The sequence below is a fragment of the Niveispirillum sp. GW835-FHT14G11 genome, assembly GCF_058793615.1.
In genome coordinates, this window is the sequence record NZ_JBXAFZ010000006.1 from 42,744 (window position 1) to 58,418 (window position 15,675).

A 15,675-nucleotide genomic window follows, 5' to 3' on the forward strand; every position below is an offset into this window, starting at 1 on the left:
AGCAGGTTGAGATGCACGCGTTCCTGGTTGCGGAAGATTTCACGCTTAACACCACCCGCTTTGTCCGGAAATATCGCGGCGGGTCGTTGCAGGGTGAGGTTCCGCTGGACCGGCTGGTCATCGATATCGGCGCAGAGGCCGACATGGTCCGCAAGGCCATGGAGGCGGAGCACAAGAAGAAGCATGCCCAGGACGAAGTGCTGAACCTGGAGGGGTCGGGCACCAGCTCGGGCGGGTCGGACCCGGCGTCGGGTGATGGCACCGCGACGGGCGACGGTTCTGGTGGCGATGCCCCCAACCCCGACATGCCGCAATTTGTCACCACGGTGAATGAACCGGCACTGTTGAGCTGGGTCGGCACCCCGCCGCGCCTGGGTCGTGTCTCCGCCCGCTTCGTGGGCGACGGGTTGCACAAGCATCCCGATGAGGGCGATGTGCTGGCGGCACAGCTGGCCGCCCTGAAGGCCCGCCACCCCAACCGCAAGCATTTCCGTCTGGCTGTGGTCAACGCCTTCGGCACCAATCTGGGTGATTGCATCCAGGGCATGACGGCGATGCGCCATATCGCCAAATACCTGAAGCAGCATCTGGACAGCTTCGTCATCGACCTGCTGCTGGGCGCCAATTCCGGCGTTGCCAATTTTGACATTGCCGGTCATGACGACTGGGTGGGTGAGCAGTTCCTGATCGGCCCGACCCTGTCGGAATTCAGCCGCTATGATGCCTATTTCGATTTTTCTGGCCTGATCGCCCTGCCGCGCATCACGGAGATCGCCATTTCCGACTGGTACCTGTGGTGGTGCGGGCTGGACCCGGACACGGTGCCGGCGGCGGAAAAGCGCAATGTGATGCACCATCAATGGTCCGTCTGGCAGGACGTGACCCGCATCCTGCAGGGCATCAAGGGCAAGAAGATCTTCTTCAACCCCAAGGCCAGCGTGCCCCTGCGCACCTTCGCCGACGCGCATGTGCCGAAATTCCTGAAGAAGCTGCTGAAGATCGCCCCCGACGTCACCGTGATCGTCGATCGGGAGATCAAGCTGGATCACCCGCGTCTGGTGGACCTGTCGAAGGAGATGAACTCCGCCGCCCGGTTCGCGGCCCTGGTGGCCCAGGTCGACGGGATGATCAGCGTCGACAGTTTCGCGCTGCACGCGGCCGATTGCGGCAATGTGCCAACGGTCGGTCTGTTCGCGTCCATCGACCCCTATGCCTATCCCTATTATCCCCATCACAAGGGCATGCTGATCCCCGGCGGGGAGACGCTGCCCTTCTATAAGAAGTTCAAGACCAACACCGATGAGGAGTGGGACGGCGTCAAGGAAGGCTATGCCGAGGCCTGGAGCCGCCTGGACGCCGAGAAGGTCTATGAGGCGCTGCAGGCCCAGATGGCGAACCGGGGCAACGCGCCGGCCCATATCGGCACCCGCATGACCTATGGGCCGCATATGCGCCCGCGCTATCGCCAGACGGGGCAGGGCCGCGCACTGCCCTATGAAAACCCGCCGGAGGTGTGGACGCGCGCGCAGCGCCGCCTGCAGGAGATCGGCCGGTCGTTGATCCGCCCGCGCACCCAGGCGATCCTGGTCACACCGGGCCAGAGCCATCTGCCCGTGGCCATTGCCCAGCAGCTGGACCATGAAGGAAGGCTGCATATCTTCGAACCGCGCGAGGCGCGGCGCCAGCTGATCAGCATGGACATCCTGGACCGGGCCGCCAACGGTCTTTCCATCACCTGGCATGACACGTTTCCCGGCAAGGTGGAGCAGGCCAGCTTTGGGCTGGAGGATGCGCTCAGCGAGACCAATCCCGCACACTGGGGCGGATTGCGCGAGAAGAAGACCGTCAAGCCGAAGAGCATTGACGAGATGCAGCTGGACACCTTGGCCAGTATCGTCATGTCGGCGCCGGCGCCGTGGAGGCTGGTGCTGGAATCGGCGATGGAAACACTGGAACGGACCAAGGCCGCCGTCCTGATCGGCCCGCTGGGGACGTTCCAGGAAGTGCGCGAGATTGTCACCCTGCTGCTGCCCATCAAGTATCAGTGCTGGGTGGAACAGCTGGAGCCCGGCAAGACCGAGACCTCGATCCTGCTGGCCGTCAATGACCAGGTGAAGGTCCAGGGCCTGAAGCGCGTTCAATTCAGCTGACCGGCATCGCCGGCAGCCCGACCGATAAGGAGTGGACCCATGTCCCAGAGCTGGACCGACATCCCCCTGCTGCCCGTTGCCTGGGGAGAGGTCTTTGACAAATGGACCATCCTTGTCATCAAGGAAGCCCGCATCGGCGATCCGGACAAGGTGCGCAACGTCGCGCGCGAGCGTGTGGAGATCGAGAAGGTCGTTGGCGACCGCACGCGCTTTCCCGCCGGTCTGGACGCGCTGGTCGATGCGCTGCACGACATCAATGCCCAGCTTTGGGACATCGAGGACGGCAAGCGCCGCTGCGAGCGGGAGAAAAGCTTCGATGACGGTTTCATCCAGCTTGCCCGCCATGTCTATATGAAGAATGACGAGCGGGCGCGGATCAAGAAGGATATCAATCTGCTGCTGGGCAGCGCCATCGTCGAGGAGAAATCCTACAAACCGTATTGAGCGCGGTCCCGGGGCGGGGTATCGGGTTTCAGCCGGGCGGGGACGATGACGCCTCCTGCCACGGATTAATAGATGTACGCCCCAGCGGAGGTCGGTTTTGCCAGGTAACGCCGCGATCTTCTTCCATCCGGAAGGGTTCGATACGAAAAGCCCAAAGTTGATGGGCCGCCACGCGGCGGGCGAGGGGTTTCTGCGGGGTTGGGCGCTGCATGGCGGCTTCGACGTGCTGCATACCCAGGTCGGCGATCTGCGCCATGCCAAGGTTTTCGTACAGGAGACCGCTGCCCATGGCTGGCAGGGCAAGGTGCATGTCCATCGGCTGGATCAGCCGGAAACATTGTCCGCAGTGGGCGGTGTCATCCTGCCGGGCCCGATGTTGGCCCCACCCGCCTGGCATCGCCGCTCCCGCGGCTTGTCCAGCAACCATTCCATCATCGGCCTGACGCACACCACCGCCTCTGCCTCGGCCCTGGATAATATCGGGGAGATTCTGACGGCGCCGCTGGAGGAGTGGGATGCCCTGATCTGTACGTCCCAGGCGGTGAAATCCATGGTCATCCGCACGCTGGGCGACCATGCTGACTATCTGAGTCAGCGCTTCTCCATTCCGTCCGGCGCGCCGTTCCGGTTGCCGCAGCTGCCAGTCATCCCGCTGGGCGTGGAATGTGACCGGTACGCGGCGCAGCCGGAACGGCGCCGGGAATGGCGGGACCGGCTGGCCATCGGTCCCCTGGATGTCGCCGTGCTGTTCATGGGTCGCCTCAGTTTCCATGCCAAGGCCCATCCCATGGCCATGTACATGGCGCTGCAGGAGGCGCGGAGCGCCTTGCCTGACGGAGCGCGGCTGCATCTGATCGAGGCCGGCTGGTTCGCCAGCGACGCGATCAGGCAGGCTTTCCACGACGCGGCGACCATGCTGTGCCCCGACATCATCCGCCATGTGCTGGACGGGCGCCAGCCGGAGGTGCGGGACGGTATCTGGCAGGCGGCCGACATCTTCTGTTCCCTGTCCGATAATATCCAGGAGACGTTCGGCCTGACCCCGATCGAAGCCATGGCGGCCGGGCTGCCCTGCGTGGTGTCCGACTGGAACGGTTACAAGGAGACGGTGCGCGACGGTATCGACGGTTTCCGCATCCCGACCTGGATGCCGCCATCCCCGATCGGACGCGAGATGGCGGAGCGCCATGCCATCGGCATGGACAGCTATGACCTCTATTGCGGCGTTACCTGTCAGTATGTCAGCGTCGATGTCGAACGCACTGTGCAGGCCTTCCGCGCCCTGATCGCTGATCCGGCCCTGCGTCGCCGCATGGGGGACGCAGGGCGCCGCCATTGCCGGGAACGGTTCGACTGGCGGGTCGTCATCGGCGCCTATAAGCACCTGATGGTTGAGCTGGCGGCCCGCCGCGCCGCGGCCGCGCCGTTGCCGGCACCCCGGCCGGGCACAGCCTGGCCCTTGCGGCCGGACCCGTTCCGGTCCTTTGCCCATTACCCGACCCATCTGCTGACGCTCGACACGCGGGTGGAGGGCACGGGCGCGCCGCCCGACCGGCTGGCCGCCATCCATGCCAGCGGGATGGTCAATTATGCCCATGCCAGGGTGCCCGGCGTCGATCGGCTGACCGAAGTCCTGGCCCTGCTACCCCCGCAGGGGGCGGTGACCATCGCCGGGCTGGCGGCGGCCGGCGGTGCATCCATCGCCCCTATCCTGGCGTCGGCTCTGGCCTTCCTGGCCAAGTACGGCTTCGTTCGGCTTTCGCCTTCTGGCGACACCCAAGGAAACGTGGGATGAAGATCCTCTGCGTCCACCAGAATTTTCCCGGACAGTTCAAGCATCTGGCCGCCGCCCTGGAGCGGGCCGGGCATCAGGTGCGCGCCCTGGCCATTAAGGGCGTTGGCATGCCCGGCATCGACCTCACCAACTATCCCGTGGCGCGCACCTCCACCCAGGGTATCCATCCCTGGGCTGTCGATTTCGAAACCAAGCTGATCCGTGGCGAATCCTGCGCGCAGGCCGCGCTGGTGATGAAGCAGCAGGGCTATCAGCCCGATCTGATCCTTGGCCATCCGGGCTGGGGGGAGATGCTGTTCCTGAAGGAAATCTGGCCCCAGGTGCCGCAGCTGCATTTCCTGGAGTTTTATTACAGCCCCGATGGCGCCGATGTCGGTTTCGACCCGGAATTCTGGGTGGATGACTGGCGGGGCCCGGCGCGGGTGCGCGCCAAGAACAGCAATGGGTTGTTGAACCTGGAAAGCATGGATGCGGCCTACAGCCCTACCCATTGGCAGCGTTCCAGCTATCCCGCCCTGTACCAGCCCCGGATCGAGGTCATCCATGACGGGATCGACACGGATGCGCTGGTCCCCGGCCCGGCACAGGAGGTGAGTGTCGGCCCCGATAAGCTGATGCTGCGCCCGGGGATGGAGATCGTCACCTTCGTCAATCGCAATCTGGAACCCTATCGCGGCTACCATGTTTTTATGCGCACGCTGCCGCGGCTGCAGAAACTGCGACCCAACGCCATCTTCCTGGTCGTGGGCGGTGACGGCGTCTCCTACGGTGCCGCGGCGCCCAAGGGGCAGAGCTGGAAGAACATTTTCCTGGATGAGGTCAAGGACCAGATCGACCTGTCCCGCGTCATCTTCCTGGGCAATCTGCCATACGCCCATTTCATCAACATTCTGCGCCTCAGTGCCGCCCATATCTATCTGACCTACCCGTTCGTGCTGAGCTGGTCGATGCTGGAGGCGATGAGCCTGGGGGCCCTGGTGGTGGGCAGCCGCACCCAGCCGGTGGAAGAGGTCATCGAGCATGGCAGGAACGGCGTGCTCGTCGATTTCTTCGACCGTGAGGGGCTGGCCGACCAGGTGGCCGATGCCCTGGCCAATCCACACAGCTATCTGGGCATACGGCAGGCCGCCCGGCAGACCATTATCGACCGTTACGACCTGAAGCGTCATAGCCTGCCCCGGCAGATGGAACTGGTCGAGCGCGTTGCCGCCGGCAACGCGTGAGGAAGGGAAACGGCATGAGCCTGCGCGCAACCGCCCTTGATGTGCGCTACATCCTGCTGGAGGACCGGCTGGGCCTGACCTTGCGGTCCGACAGTGACAGCGTGGAGATGCTGGTGACCCGTCGCATGACGCGCGCCATCCTGGCCGGGATGATCGACCTGCTGATGCGCAGCAGTCGCGAAGTGGCGGCTGCCCCTGGTGAAAGCCGCAACGATGTGCTGCTGTTCGAGCATATGGCGGCCGCAGCCGGCTGGAAACGCATGGAGGAACCGGCGCCGGAAGCTGGTGCGGTCGGCGGCAGTGCGATGGCCGGGGAAGGGGTGCGGCAAACTGCTGCTCCCGCCACATTGTTGGTGAAGGCGGATATCACCGTGCGCCAGGAAGTCATGCACCTGCTGTTCCAGGATACCGCCGGGCTGCGGGCCGAAATCGATCTGCCGCGAGAGAAGGCACACCATCTTCTGTCGATCCTGCGGGAGAAATCCGTGCAGGCGCAATGGGATATCGGCGAGATGTCGTGGCTGGACCGCCGCACGCATTTCGTGATCCCGGATGGGTTGCGGCTCAGCTGACGCATGGGATGGCCGGGCGGGAGCGGATGCGGCTCCTACGGGTCACCGTTGTGACATCAGCAACTTACTGATATTGCCCTGCAGTACATGCGCGGATACAATGCAGGTGCGATTGAGTGGGTGGCCTCGTGCAGGCACCCCTTATATAAGGCAGCCAAGTCTATGAAAATCATGGTTCCGAACCGCCCCGCAGGCGCTCATTCTCCGCTGCGGCAGGCGCTACAGAAGTCCGCGCGAGCCTTCGGGTTCGTTGGGGTTTTCAGCTTCTTCGTCAATCTGTTGATGCTGGCTTCGCCCATTTACATGCTGCAGGTCTATGACCGGGTGCTGACGGCGCGCAGCGAATCGACCCTGCTGTATCTCAGCCTGGTTATCGGCGCCATGATGATGGTCATGGCCATGCTGGAGGTCATCCGCTCCCGCGTGCTGGTGCGCGTCAGTGGCAAGATGGAAAAGGAATTGGGCGCGCGCGTCTTCGACGCGATCTTCGCGCTGAACCTGCGCATGCCTGCGGCCAACCGCAGCCAGTCGCTGCGCGACCTGGACAATGTGCGCCAGTTCATCACCTCTCAGGGGCCCTTCGCCTTCTTCGATGCGCCCTGGGCGCCGATCTTCATCGGCATTGTCTGCCTGATGCACCCGCTGCTGGGGGTCGTGGCGCTTGGCGGCGCCATCCTGCTGTTCGCGCTGGCCTATGCCACGGAAGTGGTGACGAAGAAGCCGCTGTCGGAGGCCAATGGCCACGCGCTGCGCGCCACCTCCTTCGCCGAAGCCAGCCTGAAGAACAGCGAAGTGCTGGCGGCCATGGGCATGCTGCCCGGTATCCGCCGCCGCTGGCGCGCCAGTCAGGACAAGGCCATGCTGTTGCAGGCCGTGGCCAGCGACAATGCCGGCTTCATCGGTGCCATGACCAAGTTCACCCGTCTGGCCGTACAGTCGGCCATTCTGGGCATGGGTGCCTATCTGGCGCTGGAAAATGAGATCACGCCGGGCGTGATGATCGCGTCATCCATCATCATGGGCCGCGGCCTGGCTCCGGTGGAGCAGGCCATCGGTTCGTGGCGGATGTTCGTCGGCGCCCGTGGCGCCTATTCCCGCCTCAACGAGCTTCTGCGCGCCTTTGATGGCGGTCAGGAAAGCATGGAACTGCCGCCCCCGCAGGGCAACCTGTCGGTGGAGCGCGTCGTGGCCGTGCCGCCGGGTGGCAACACCCCCACGATCAAGGGCGTCAGCTTCGCCCTGGCGGCGGGCGAGGCGCTGGCCATCGTCGGTCCCAGCGCCGCCGGCAAGTCCACCCTGGCCCGCCTGCTGGTCGGCGTCTGGGCCCCGCATAGCGGTTCCGTCCGCCTGGACGGTGCCGATGTCTATTCCTGGAACCATGAAAGCCTGGGGCCGCATATCGGCTACCTGCCCCAGGATGTCGAAATCTTCGACGGCATGATCAAGGACAACATCGCCCGGTTCGGTGAGGTTGATCCTGCCAAGGTGGTGGAAGCGGCCCAGCTGGCCGGGGTGCATGAGATGATCCTGCGCCTGCCCAACGGGTATGACACGCTGATCGGGCCGGGCGGCATCGCCCTGTCCGGTGGGCAGCGCCAGCGGCTGGGCCTGGCCCGTGCCGTCTATGGCAATCCGCGCTTCCTGATCCTGGATGAGCCGAATTCCAACCTCGACAGCGAAGGGGAGGCCGCCCTGGTCCAGGGGCTGGCCAAGCTGAAGGAACGCAAGGCGACCGTCATCCTCATTTCCCACCGTCCCAGCGTCATGAACCATGTCGACAAGATCCTGGTTCTGCGCGACGGCCTGGTGGAGATGTTCGGTCCCAAGCAGGAAGTCCTGGCCCGCTTGACCCGCCCTGTTGCACAGCCGCAGCAGGTGGCGCCGCAGCAGGCCCCGGGCCAGATCGCCTCTTCCGCCGGTGCGGGCGCCTGATCGCGCGTCCCCGGTCGCCCCTCGTTGGAAAGTGTCGGAAATGATGAAGCTCCTGACCACCTCGAAAGTGCCGGCCCTGGCCGGCGATGCGGACGTTCCCGCGGTTCCCACCGATGAGATGCCCGTCGTCCGCGCCGGCCTGGCCCTGATCGCCGTCGCCTTCGGCGGCGTGCTGCTCTGGTCCTTCCTGGCGCCCATCGCCAAGGGCATCGTAGCCCCCGGCCTGGTCGCCGTGGACAGCAACCGCAAGACCATCCAGCATCTGGAGGGCGGCATCGTCGCCGAGATCCTGGTGCGGGACGGCGCCATGGTGAAGGCCGGCGACGTGCTGCTGCGCCTGGACGAGGTGACCCCCCAGGCCCAGCGCGATGTGCTGTACGGCCAGTTCCTGACATCCAAGGCCCAGGAGGCCCGCTTCATCGCCGAACGCGATGGGGCGAAGGACATCGCCTTCCCGGTGGAGCTGCAGGGGACCGGCGACACCAGCCGCAACGCTTCCATCCGCGGGTCGGAACAGGAAGTGTTCAAGTCCCGTCGAGACGCCTTGAACGGCCAGCTCTCCATCTATGAGGCGCGCATCAAGCAGCTGGAGGAGCAGAGCAAGGGCCTGCAGGCCCAGGTCGATGCCAACACCAAGCAGATCACCCTGATCGATAGCGAGCTGGAAGGCCTTCAGCAGCTGTTCGAGAAGGGCTATGCCTCCAAGACAAGGTTGCTGGAGCTCCAGCGCCGCCGGGCGGAGCTGGATGGCGACCGCGGCAATTACGCGGCCGAGATGGCCCGCAACCGGGTGGCCATCGGTGAGGCGCGCCTGCAGATCATCCAGGTCCGCAAGACCTTCGAGGAGGATGTGGCCAAGGGCCTGTCGGAGGCGCAGGCCCGCGTCTTCGATCTTCAGGACCGTCTGACCAGCGCCACCGATGTATTGAAGCGTCGCGAAGTGAAAGCGACGACGGATGGCACCATCGTCAATTCGCGGGTCCATACGGTGGGCGGTGTCGTCCGCGCCGGCGACCCGCTGATGGAACTGGTGCCCAGCAACGATGACATGATCATCGAGGCGATGGTGTCGCCGATGGATGTCGACGTCGCCAACCCCGGCATGGAAGCGGAGGTCCGCTTTTCCTCCCTGTCCACCCGCCATATCCCCATTCTGACGGGGACGGTGGAGACGGTGGCGGCCGATGCCACGACCGACCAGCATGGCAACCGCTATTTCGTGTCGCGTGTACGTGTGCCCAAGGAGCAGTTGCAGCATCTGGCCGGCCAGAAGCTGGTCCCCGGCATGCCGGCGGAGGTGCTGATCAAGGCGGGTGAGCGGACGATCCTGGAATATCTGTTCCGGCCGCTGACCGACAGTTTCTTCCGCGCGTTCAAGGAAGGCTGAGGAGAGGAGACGGAGCATGATCCCCGTACAGGGCGGCTCCGGTCTCATCTGGCGTATCCAGGCGGCCCCGCGGGACCTGTCGCGGGGCATTGCCGCCTGCGACCTGCCCGCGAACTGCCTGGTGGTGCCGGAGGCGACCTGGAACGGCACAGTGCCCGACGCGGCCTATGTCGAATGCCCCACCTTTTTCCTGGAGGACCGGGCGGGTTTCGTGGCGCTGCTGGCCTTCTTCGTGGTCAATGCGCTGCGCTTCCGCCTCTATGCCCGCGCGCCTGCGGGGGAGGCGGACGGGCTGCTGATGGCCTATCCGCGCCTGGACGATGCGACGATGGAGATGCTGCGGCATTTCGATCCCCGCTCGGCCCAGCAGATCAGCATGCTGTGGCAGCGCCTTGAGGCCTTCCTGGGCCACATCGCCCTGCCCAAGCCGCCCGAGCAGGGCATGTTGTAGAAGGGAGCGGCTCAGACCGGGGCCGCTCTTTTCATTTCACGACGACGCGCGGCAGCTGGTCGATCGGTTCCAGGGTGATGCGGCGGAAGAAGGTTTCCGCGCCTTCCGATTGGAACTGGATATGGCCGCGCGTCAGGGACGTGCGTTTGCCGTCGGCACCCAGCACGGACAGATCGCGCAGTTCCATGACCGGTATGCCGTTGACCACATGGATGGAACGGTCGCCCAGGACATAGAGATCCAGGACGTTCCATTGCCCCACAGGCCGTTCGGCGTCCGTGGCCGCTTCGACGTTCCAGGCCGGCGCCTCCACCGTCACGGCGCGTCCGCCGGCCATGTAGCGGCGTTGCGGGTCGATCAGGGACCGGTCGCGGGCGGCATCCGTCACCGGCTTCACCATAGTTCCCACGGGCACGACCATGCCGGTGGACCCACGCATGATCTCGAACTCCACGGCCGGCATCCAGGTGCCATAGACGCCGCCCGCCGGCCCGAAGGAATGATAGAGCAGGCCGTTATTCTCCGGCAGATCCAGGCGCGGGGCATGGCGCTTGCCGCTCCATTTGAATTCCAGGCGCAGGTGGTAATCGCCGTAAACCCCGCGATGGACGATGGAGCCCCAGGTGGCGCCATCGACGCGCAGGGCGGGCTCCCCCTCCAGCGTTACCATGGTGAACATCGGATCGCCGTCGGGTCGGGCTCCGTATGGCGTCTCGGTCTTGTTGGTGTAGGTGATGGACGGATCGGCATAGCCCAGCCAGATGTCCCAGTCCGACAGGTCCCGGCCATTCAGCAGGCTGACCGCTGGGCCGACGGCCGACGGAATGTCGGCCAGGGTCAGGCGTTGTGGCCGGTATTCCGGATCGCCGGCCAGGATGGCTTCCAGCTTGGGATCCATCTCCGCCGCGCCGGCCATCATGCCCGTGCCCGCCAACAGCAACAGGGCCGCCAGGCCCCAACCGATCCGCCGCATGCCTTGATCCTCCCATGATTATTGATAGCGCTGTCAATTTTAACGGCACTATGCCGCAGAAAAAGGGGCGATCACAGGTGTTTCTCCATGAAGATGCTGGCGCTGCCACCGCAGGGATAATCGCCGAAGGCGCCGCAATCGGTGAAGCCCAGCCGGCGATAAAGGCCCACCGCCTCGCGCTGCAGATCCCCGGTTTCCAGCTTCAGCAGGGTGATGCCCTCGGTGCGGGCCAGTTCCTCCAGCCTTGCCATGATGGCCCCGGCGATGCCGCGCCCGCGATGCACGGGATCGACATACATGCGTTTCACCTCCGCATAACCCGCCGGATCGATGCGCAGCGCGCCGCAGCCCACGGCGCGCCCATCGCGCCGCGCCAGCAGGAAGCGCATGTCGGGCGCCTTCAGCTGTTCGGGGTTCAGCAGGTGGTTGTCATCGGGCTGGTAGAGCTGTCCCAGATACAGGTCCAAGGCCGCGATCAGGGCGCGGGCATCGGGCTGTGTCGGGTCGGCGGGCGTGACAAGGATGCTGTTCATCGGACCTCCTTCAACAGATAATCGACCAGGGCCGGCACGGTCGCGGTGGCGGGACCGTAAAACCCGCCATCGAATCGCCCGCCTGTTTCCTCCATATTGATTTCCACGGTGACGGCGCCGTTGGCGCGCGCCTCGGCCGTGAAGCCAGCGGCCGGATAGACGGTGCCCGACGTGCCGATGGACAGGAACAGGCCGGCATCGGACAGAGCCTCGCCGATCTCCGCCATGTACAGGGGCATCTCCCCGAACCAGACGATATGCGGCCGCAAGGTGCCGCGTGCGCCGCAATCGGGGCAGGTGGCATCGGTATCCAGATCGCCTTCGCACCGGTCGATGTGGTCACACGCGGTGCAGCGGATCTTCAGCAGTTCGCCATGCATATGCAGCAGGCGGGTGGAGCCGGCCCGGTCATGCAGGTCATCGACATTCTGGGTAACCAGCAGGAACGGCCCGCGCCATTCCCTCTCCAGGCGCACCAGCGCCGCATGCGCCGCGTTGGGCCGCACCGCCGGGTCCTGCACTGCGCGGCGGCGGGCATTGTAGAAACCCTGGACGCGGGCCGGGTCGCGGGCGAAGGCCTGGGGTGTGGCCACCTCCTCCAGCCGCACCTGGGCCCAGATGCCGTCGGCATCGCGGAAGGTGTGCAGGCCGGACTCGCGGCTGATGCCGGCCCCGGTCAGGACCACCAGACCCGCATCGGGCCGCAATCCCTGTAACAGGCGCTTGAGGTTGGGATCGATCATGGGGCGGACCGGCAATGATGGGGAAGCCGGGGGGCAGGGTGGCATGGGTAGCGCCCGCCGGACAAGTCCATGTCGTCAGGGTTGTGTTCGCCTGCTATAAATTCATCCGCGACCCGGCAACCGTTCCTGTGGTTTTCCCCATGCGCTCCGTCCTGTTCGTCTGCACCGGCAATATCTGTCGCTCCCCCACGGCGGATGGGGTGTTCGCCAAGCTGGTGGCCGATGCCGGGCTGGATGTGCGGGTCGACAGTGCCGGTACCCATGGCTATCACATCGGGGAGGGGCCCGATCCGCGCACGGTGCGCGCCGCCCGCACGCGGGGATACGACCTGTCGCCGCTGCGCGCCCGCAAGCTGGTGGCGACGGATTATGACCGGTTCGACCTGATGCTGGCCATGGATCGCGGGCATCTGGACATCATGCGCCGGCTGGCTCCGGCGGGGTCGGCGGCGCAACTGGCTCTCTTTACCGATTTCGCCCCGGCCCCCTGGCGCGGACGCGACGTGCCCGACCCCTATTATGGCGGTGCCGAAGGCTTTACGGCGGTGCTGGACATGGTGGAGGCCGGTGCCAGGGCGTTGCTGGACCATATCAGGGGCGCCTGAGCATCTCCAGCGCGTCCGGGAACCGCCGCGACAAGGGCGCGATACTGCCATCCGTCAGGGTCAGGGCGTAATCGCCTGACCCTTCCGGTTCCAGCCCCCGCACATGGGCCGCATTGACCAGCCAGGACCGGTGGGTGCGCGCCATGCCATGGGGCGACAATTCATCCGCCACCTGGGTCAGGGTGGTACGCATCAGGGGGCGTTTGCCGTCGGCCAGCAGGAATTCCACGTAATTGCCGGCCGACCGCGCCGCCATGATCTCCGCCACCGTCACGCGCCACAGGCGGGACCCGTCGCGGATGTCGAACAGGGTCGGGGCAGTGGGGGTGGCGGGAACCGCCTCCGGCGGTGCCTCGATGACGACAGGCCTGGCCGCCGGTCGCCCATGGCCGAACAGCAGGAAGACGCCGCAGATGACCAGATAGGTCATCATGTCCTTGCGTCCTTCATAGATCAGCACCGGAACCGACACCCCGAACCGGTAGTCAAGGTCCAGCAGTGCGGAGGTGCTATTGCGCAGCAGCGCCATGCCCAGCGTGTGCAGCAGGCTGAAAATCACGGCCGTCGCCCCATGCACCAGGGCCACCCGTCCCCAGGGCCGCGCCAGCGGTGCTTTGGCCAGCGCCAGGGCCGGCAGCCAGCAAAGACAAAGGATACTGATGGCGCTGCTCAGCTCCGTCAGCACCGGCAGCCAGGTGGGCCAGTTGCGGTCTTCCCAGGCCGAGGCGATGTTGACGATGTTGGACCCGATCATCAGCGGCACCAGCCCCAGATAGGGCCGCCAGCCGCCCAGGCCGCTCGTCACGACTCCCGTGCCGTTCGTCCCGGTCGCGTCAGAACCGGTTCCGCCCGTCCCCGCCGCCTTGTCGGCACGGGGGGCACGGGGCCAGAAGCGGGGGCCGGCACCAGCGCCCCCCGTCCCCTGGCCACCCCTCTCCTGGCCCCGTGCCTCCTGGGAAGTTGATGATGACGATGACAAACCCTGTCCCATCCGTTTCGCCCGCCAGCAACAAGCGCTTGGCCTTCCTGGACTGGGTCCGGGTCGGCGCCTTCGGCCTGCTGATCCTTTACCATGTCGGCATGTTCTATGTGAGTTGGGATTGGCATGTGAAGAGCCAGCATGCCGGGTTCGCGATAGAGCCGCTGATGCTGCTGACCAATCCCTGGCGCCTGTCGCTTCTGTTCCTGATCTCCGGCGTGGCTGCCCGCTTCATGGCCGACCGTATGGGGCCGGGGGCACTGGCCGGGTCCCGCCTGCCGCGCCTGGGCATCCCGCTGCTGTTCGTCATGGCCATCCTGGTCGTGCCCCAGCCCTATTACGAGGTGGTGGAGAAGATCGATTATGCCGACGGCTACTGGGCCTTCTGGGGCCGCTACCTGTCCTTTGACCAAAGCTTCTGTCGCGGCGATGACTGCCTGACCCTGCCCACCTGGAACCATATGTGGTTCGTGGCCTATCTGCTGGTCTATACACTGATCCTGGCCGGATTGCTGAAGCTGGGGGCGGGGCGCTGGCTGGTCCGGCTGGGGGAAGGGGGCTGGACGCGCGGTTGGGCCGTGCTGGTGCTGCCTGTTCTGGCGCTGGCCCTGCTGCGTATCTTCATGCTCGACCCGTTCCCCATCACCCATGACCTGGTCTGGGACTGGTACAATCATGCGGTCAGCTTCGCCATGTTCCTGCTGGGCTTCGGTTTCGCCCGCAACACCGACCTGTTCGACCGGCTGGCGGCGCGGCGCTGGCTGCTGCTGGGCATCGGCCTGGCGGCCTGGGCCTTCTATGCCTGGTATGGCTGGACCTATTGGCAGGACGGGTCGCCCAAGCCGCCCGATGCCCTGCGCATGACCGCCCGCACCGCCTATGCCGTGGAACAATGGGCCATGATCCTGGCCGTGCTGGGCTTGGCGCGCCGCCATCTGAACCGCTCGACGCCTCTGCTGCGCTACCTGTCGGTCGGGGTGTTTCCCTTCTATATCATCCACCAGACCCTGATCGTGGTGATCGGCCATAATTTGACGCCGCTGGCCCTGCCGGTCGGTGTCGAGTCGGTGCTGTTGATCGCCCTGACGGTGGCGGGATGCTTTGTCACCTATGAATTGGCCCGCCGGATCAAGCTGTTGGGGCCGTTGCTGGGCGTGAGATGAGGCCGGCGCTGCGTGATTGCGGATAGCATCAAGGCTTTGTTTACCCCTGCGGCGTAAACTGCCCGCGTCGGTATCCTACCGGCGCGGGTTTCGGGGTGTGCTGTGAGCGGTGTCGCCAATCTGCTGGAGAAGACCGAAGCAGGGATCGGCCCGGTGTCGGACCCGCGTCTGCGCGGGCTGGTGGATTATTGGTCGGCCCGGCGCGGGCCTGACCGGCCCATTCCGGCCCGTCACGACCTGGACCCGGCGGCGGTGCAGCCGCTGCTGCCCTGGATCATGCTGCTGGACGTGCTGGAGGCGGATTATCGCTACCGTCTGGTGGGGACCGGCCTGGACGGGCTGTTCGGCCGGGCGCTGACCGGCACCACGCTGCGCCAATCCTGGCCCGCCGATCTGGGCGACCATTGGTGCCACTGGATGGACCGCGCCAGCCGGGAGGCCTTGCCCGTGGCCACCAGCGCGGTGCTGAACACACGGCGTGGCCGGCTGCGCCTGGATGGGGTGATCCTGCCGCTCAGCAACCATCCCGACCAGATCGACATGCTGCTGTGCGGCGTTTCCGGATCGTCCATGCGCCGCCCCCCATCTCCGCTGCTGCGCCCTACGGACGAGGTGGTGGAGGATGAGCTGGTCAGTTTCCAGGCGGCGGCACTGACGCTTTGAGGCGTGCGGGTGGGGTGCTAGGGTGCCGCTTCCCTTCGGCAGCCCTATGACCGTCCCGTGAC

The 15,675-nt window shown here is 65.6% G+C and carries 15 protein-coding genes; 11 read left to right on the forward strand and 4 right to left on the reverse strand.

Translation table 11 applies throughout. The annotated features are described in order from the left end of the window. Positions 1–11: 11 nt before the first annotated feature. From AC1Q7F_RS12550 to AC1Q7F_RS12585, 8 genes are all read left to right on the forward strand, one after another. The gene (locus tag AC1Q7F_RS12550) at positions 12–2,150 is read left to right on the forward strand and encodes a glycosyltransferase family 9 protein (protein WP_492507242.1); all 2,139 of its coding nucleotides are present in this window, start codon (positions 12–14) and stop codon (positions 2,148–2,150) included. A gap of 39 nt (positions 2,151–2,189) precedes the next feature. Further along, on the forward strand, positions 2,190–2,594 hold the full coding sequence (locus tag AC1Q7F_RS12555) for a hypothetical protein (RefSeq protein WP_492507244.1): 405 nt from the start codon (positions 2,190–2,192) through the stop codon (positions 2,592–2,594). A gap of 97 nt (positions 2,595–2,691) precedes the next feature. After that, the gene (locus tag AC1Q7F_RS12560) at positions 2,692–4,389 is read left to right on the forward strand and encodes a glycosyltransferase family 4 protein (protein ID WP_492507246.1); all 1,698 of its coding nucleotides are present in this window, start codon (positions 2,692–2,694) and stop codon (positions 4,387–4,389) included. After that, positions 4,386–5,612: a glycosyltransferase family 4 protein gene (locus AC1Q7F_RS12565; RefSeq protein WP_492507248.1), complete on the forward strand. Its 1,227-nt coding sequence runs from the start codon at positions 4,386–4,388 to the stop codon at positions 5,610–5,612. The genes AC1Q7F_RS12560 and AC1Q7F_RS12565 overlap by 4 nt, the downstream gene beginning before the upstream one ends. Positions 5,613–5,626: 14 nt before the next feature. After that, complete coding sequence (locus tag AC1Q7F_RS12570) at positions 5,627–6,184, forward strand: hypothetical protein (RefSeq protein ID WP_492507250.1); 558 nt, start codon at positions 5,627–5,629, stop codon at positions 6,182–6,184. A 171-nt stretch (positions 6,185–6,355) separates the two neighbouring features. Next, positions 6,356–8,116 carry a type I secretion system permease/ATPase gene (locus tag AC1Q7F_RS12575; RefSeq protein ID WP_492507796.1) on the forward strand — a complete coding sequence of 587 codons (1,761 nt, stop codon included), beginning with the start codon at positions 6,356–6,358 and terminating at the stop codon, positions 8,114–8,116. 40 nt (positions 8,117–8,156) lie between these two features. Further along, positions 8,157–9,503: an HlyD family type I secretion periplasmic adaptor subunit gene (locus tag AC1Q7F_RS12580; RefSeq protein ID WP_492507252.1), complete on the forward strand. Its 1,347-nt coding sequence runs from the start codon at positions 8,157–8,159 to the stop codon at positions 9,501–9,503. A 16-nt stretch (positions 9,504–9,519) separates the two neighbouring features. Then, on the forward strand, positions 9,520–9,954 hold the full coding sequence (locus AC1Q7F_RS12585; RefSeq protein ID WP_492507254.1) for a hypothetical protein: 435 nt from the start codon (positions 9,520–9,522) through the stop codon (positions 9,952–9,954). Positions 9,955–9,985: 31 nt separating this feature from the next. Here the strand turns inward: AC1Q7F_RS12585 and AC1Q7F_RS12590 are convergent, their stop codons facing one another. From AC1Q7F_RS12590 to AC1Q7F_RS12600, 3 genes are all read right to left on the reverse strand, one after another. Further along, positions 9,986–10,927 (reverse strand): 3-keto-disaccharide hydrolase, encoded by a 942-nt coding sequence (locus tag AC1Q7F_RS12590; RefSeq protein ID WP_492507256.1) that lies wholly within the window; start codon positions 10,925–10,927, stop codon positions 9,986–9,988. Positions 10,928–10,998: 71 nt separating this feature from the next. Next, positions 10,999–11,460 (reverse strand): GNAT family N-acetyltransferase, encoded by a 462-nt coding sequence (locus AC1Q7F_RS12595; RefSeq protein ID WP_492507258.1) that lies wholly within the window; start codon positions 11,458–11,460, stop codon positions 10,999–11,001. Then, positions 11,457–12,203, reverse strand: a complete 747-nt coding sequence (locus AC1Q7F_RS12600) for an NAD-dependent deacylase (RefSeq protein WP_492507260.1) — start codon at positions 12,201–12,203, stop codon at positions 11,457–11,459. The genes AC1Q7F_RS12595 and AC1Q7F_RS12600 overlap by 4 nt, the downstream gene beginning before the upstream one ends. Positions 12,204–12,343: 140 nt before the next feature. On the opposite strand from AC1Q7F_RS12600, the gene AC1Q7F_RS12605 reads away from it, so the two are divergent. Next, positions 12,344–12,808 carry a low molecular weight protein-tyrosine-phosphatase gene (locus tag AC1Q7F_RS12605; RefSeq protein ID WP_492507262.1) on the forward strand — a complete coding sequence of 155 codons (465 nt, stop codon included), beginning with the start codon at positions 12,344–12,346 and terminating at the stop codon, positions 12,806–12,808. Here AC1Q7F_RS12605 and AC1Q7F_RS12610 read toward each other — a convergent pair. After that, positions 12,795–13,613: a LytTR family DNA-binding domain-containing protein gene (locus AC1Q7F_RS12610; RefSeq protein ID WP_492507264.1), complete on the reverse strand. Its 819-nt coding sequence runs from the start codon at positions 13,611–13,613 to the stop codon at positions 12,795–12,797. The two genes, AC1Q7F_RS12605 and AC1Q7F_RS12610, sit on opposite strands and share 14 nt — an antisense overlap. A 161-nt stretch (positions 13,614–13,774) precedes the next feature. Here AC1Q7F_RS12610 and AC1Q7F_RS12615 point away from each other — a divergent pair, with 161 nt between their 5' ends. Together AC1Q7F_RS12615 and AC1Q7F_RS12620 are read left to right on the forward strand one after the other, a co-directional pair. Beyond that, complete coding sequence (locus AC1Q7F_RS12615) at positions 13,775–14,950, forward strand: acyltransferase family protein (protein WP_492507266.1); 1,176 nt, start codon at positions 13,775–13,777, stop codon at positions 14,948–14,950. A gap of 102 nt (positions 14,951–15,052) precedes the next feature. After that, the gene (locus AC1Q7F_RS12620) at positions 15,053–15,613 is read left to right on the forward strand and encodes a PAS domain-containing protein (RefSeq protein WP_492507268.1); all 561 of its coding nucleotides are present in this window, start codon (positions 15,053–15,055) and stop codon (positions 15,611–15,613) included. The last annotated feature ends 62 nt before the right edge of the window (positions 15,614–15,675 follow it).

Excerpts from the sequence above, each read along its gene's own strand:
- AC1Q7F_RS12595 (WP_492507258.1), bottom strand. The coding sequence starts at position 11,460 with ATGAACAGCATCCTTGTCACGCCCGCCGACCCGACACAGCCCGATGCC.
- AC1Q7F_RS12575 (WP_492507796.1), top strand. The coding sequence starts at position 6,356 with ATGGTTCCGAACCGCCCCGCAGGCGCTCATTCTCCGCTGCGGCAGGCG.
- AC1Q7F_RS12615 (WP_492507266.1), top strand. The coding sequence starts at position 13,775 with ATGACGATGACAAACCCTGTCCCATCCGTTTCGCCCGCCAGCAACAAG.
- AC1Q7F_RS12565 (WP_492507248.1), top strand. The coding sequence starts at position 4,386 with ATGAAGATCCTCTGCGTCCACCAGAATTTTCCCGGACAGTTCAAGCAT.
- AC1Q7F_RS12600 (WP_492507260.1), bottom strand. The coding sequence starts at position 12,203 with ATGATCGATCCCAACCTCAAGCGCCTGTTACAGGGATTGCGGCCCGAT.
- AC1Q7F_RS12570 (WP_492507250.1), top strand. The coding sequence starts at position 5,627 with ATGAGCCTGCGCGCAACCGCCCTTGATGTGCGCTACATCCTGCTGGAG.
- AC1Q7F_RS12590 (WP_492507256.1), bottom strand. The coding sequence starts at position 10,927 with ATGCGGCGGATCGGTTGGGGCCTGGCGGCCCTGTTGCTGTTGGCGGGC.
- AC1Q7F_RS12555 (WP_492507244.1), top strand. The coding sequence starts at position 2,190 with ATGTCCCAGAGCTGGACCGACATCCCCCTGCTGCCCGTTGCCTGGGGA.
- AC1Q7F_RS12585 (WP_492507254.1), top strand. The coding sequence starts at position 9,520 with ATGATCCCCGTACAGGGCGGCTCCGGTCTCATCTGGCGTATCCAGGCG.
- AC1Q7F_RS12580 (WP_492507252.1), top strand. The coding sequence starts at position 8,157 with ATGATGAAGCTCCTGACCACCTCGAAAGTGCCGGCCCTGGCCGGCGAT.
- AC1Q7F_RS12550 (WP_492507242.1), top strand. The coding sequence starts at position 12 with ATGCACGCGTTCCTGGTTGCGGAAGATTTCACGCTTAACACCACCCGC.
- AC1Q7F_RS12605 (WP_492507262.1), top strand. The coding sequence starts at position 12,344 with ATGCGCTCCGTCCTGTTCGTCTGCACCGGCAATATCTGTCGCTCCCCC.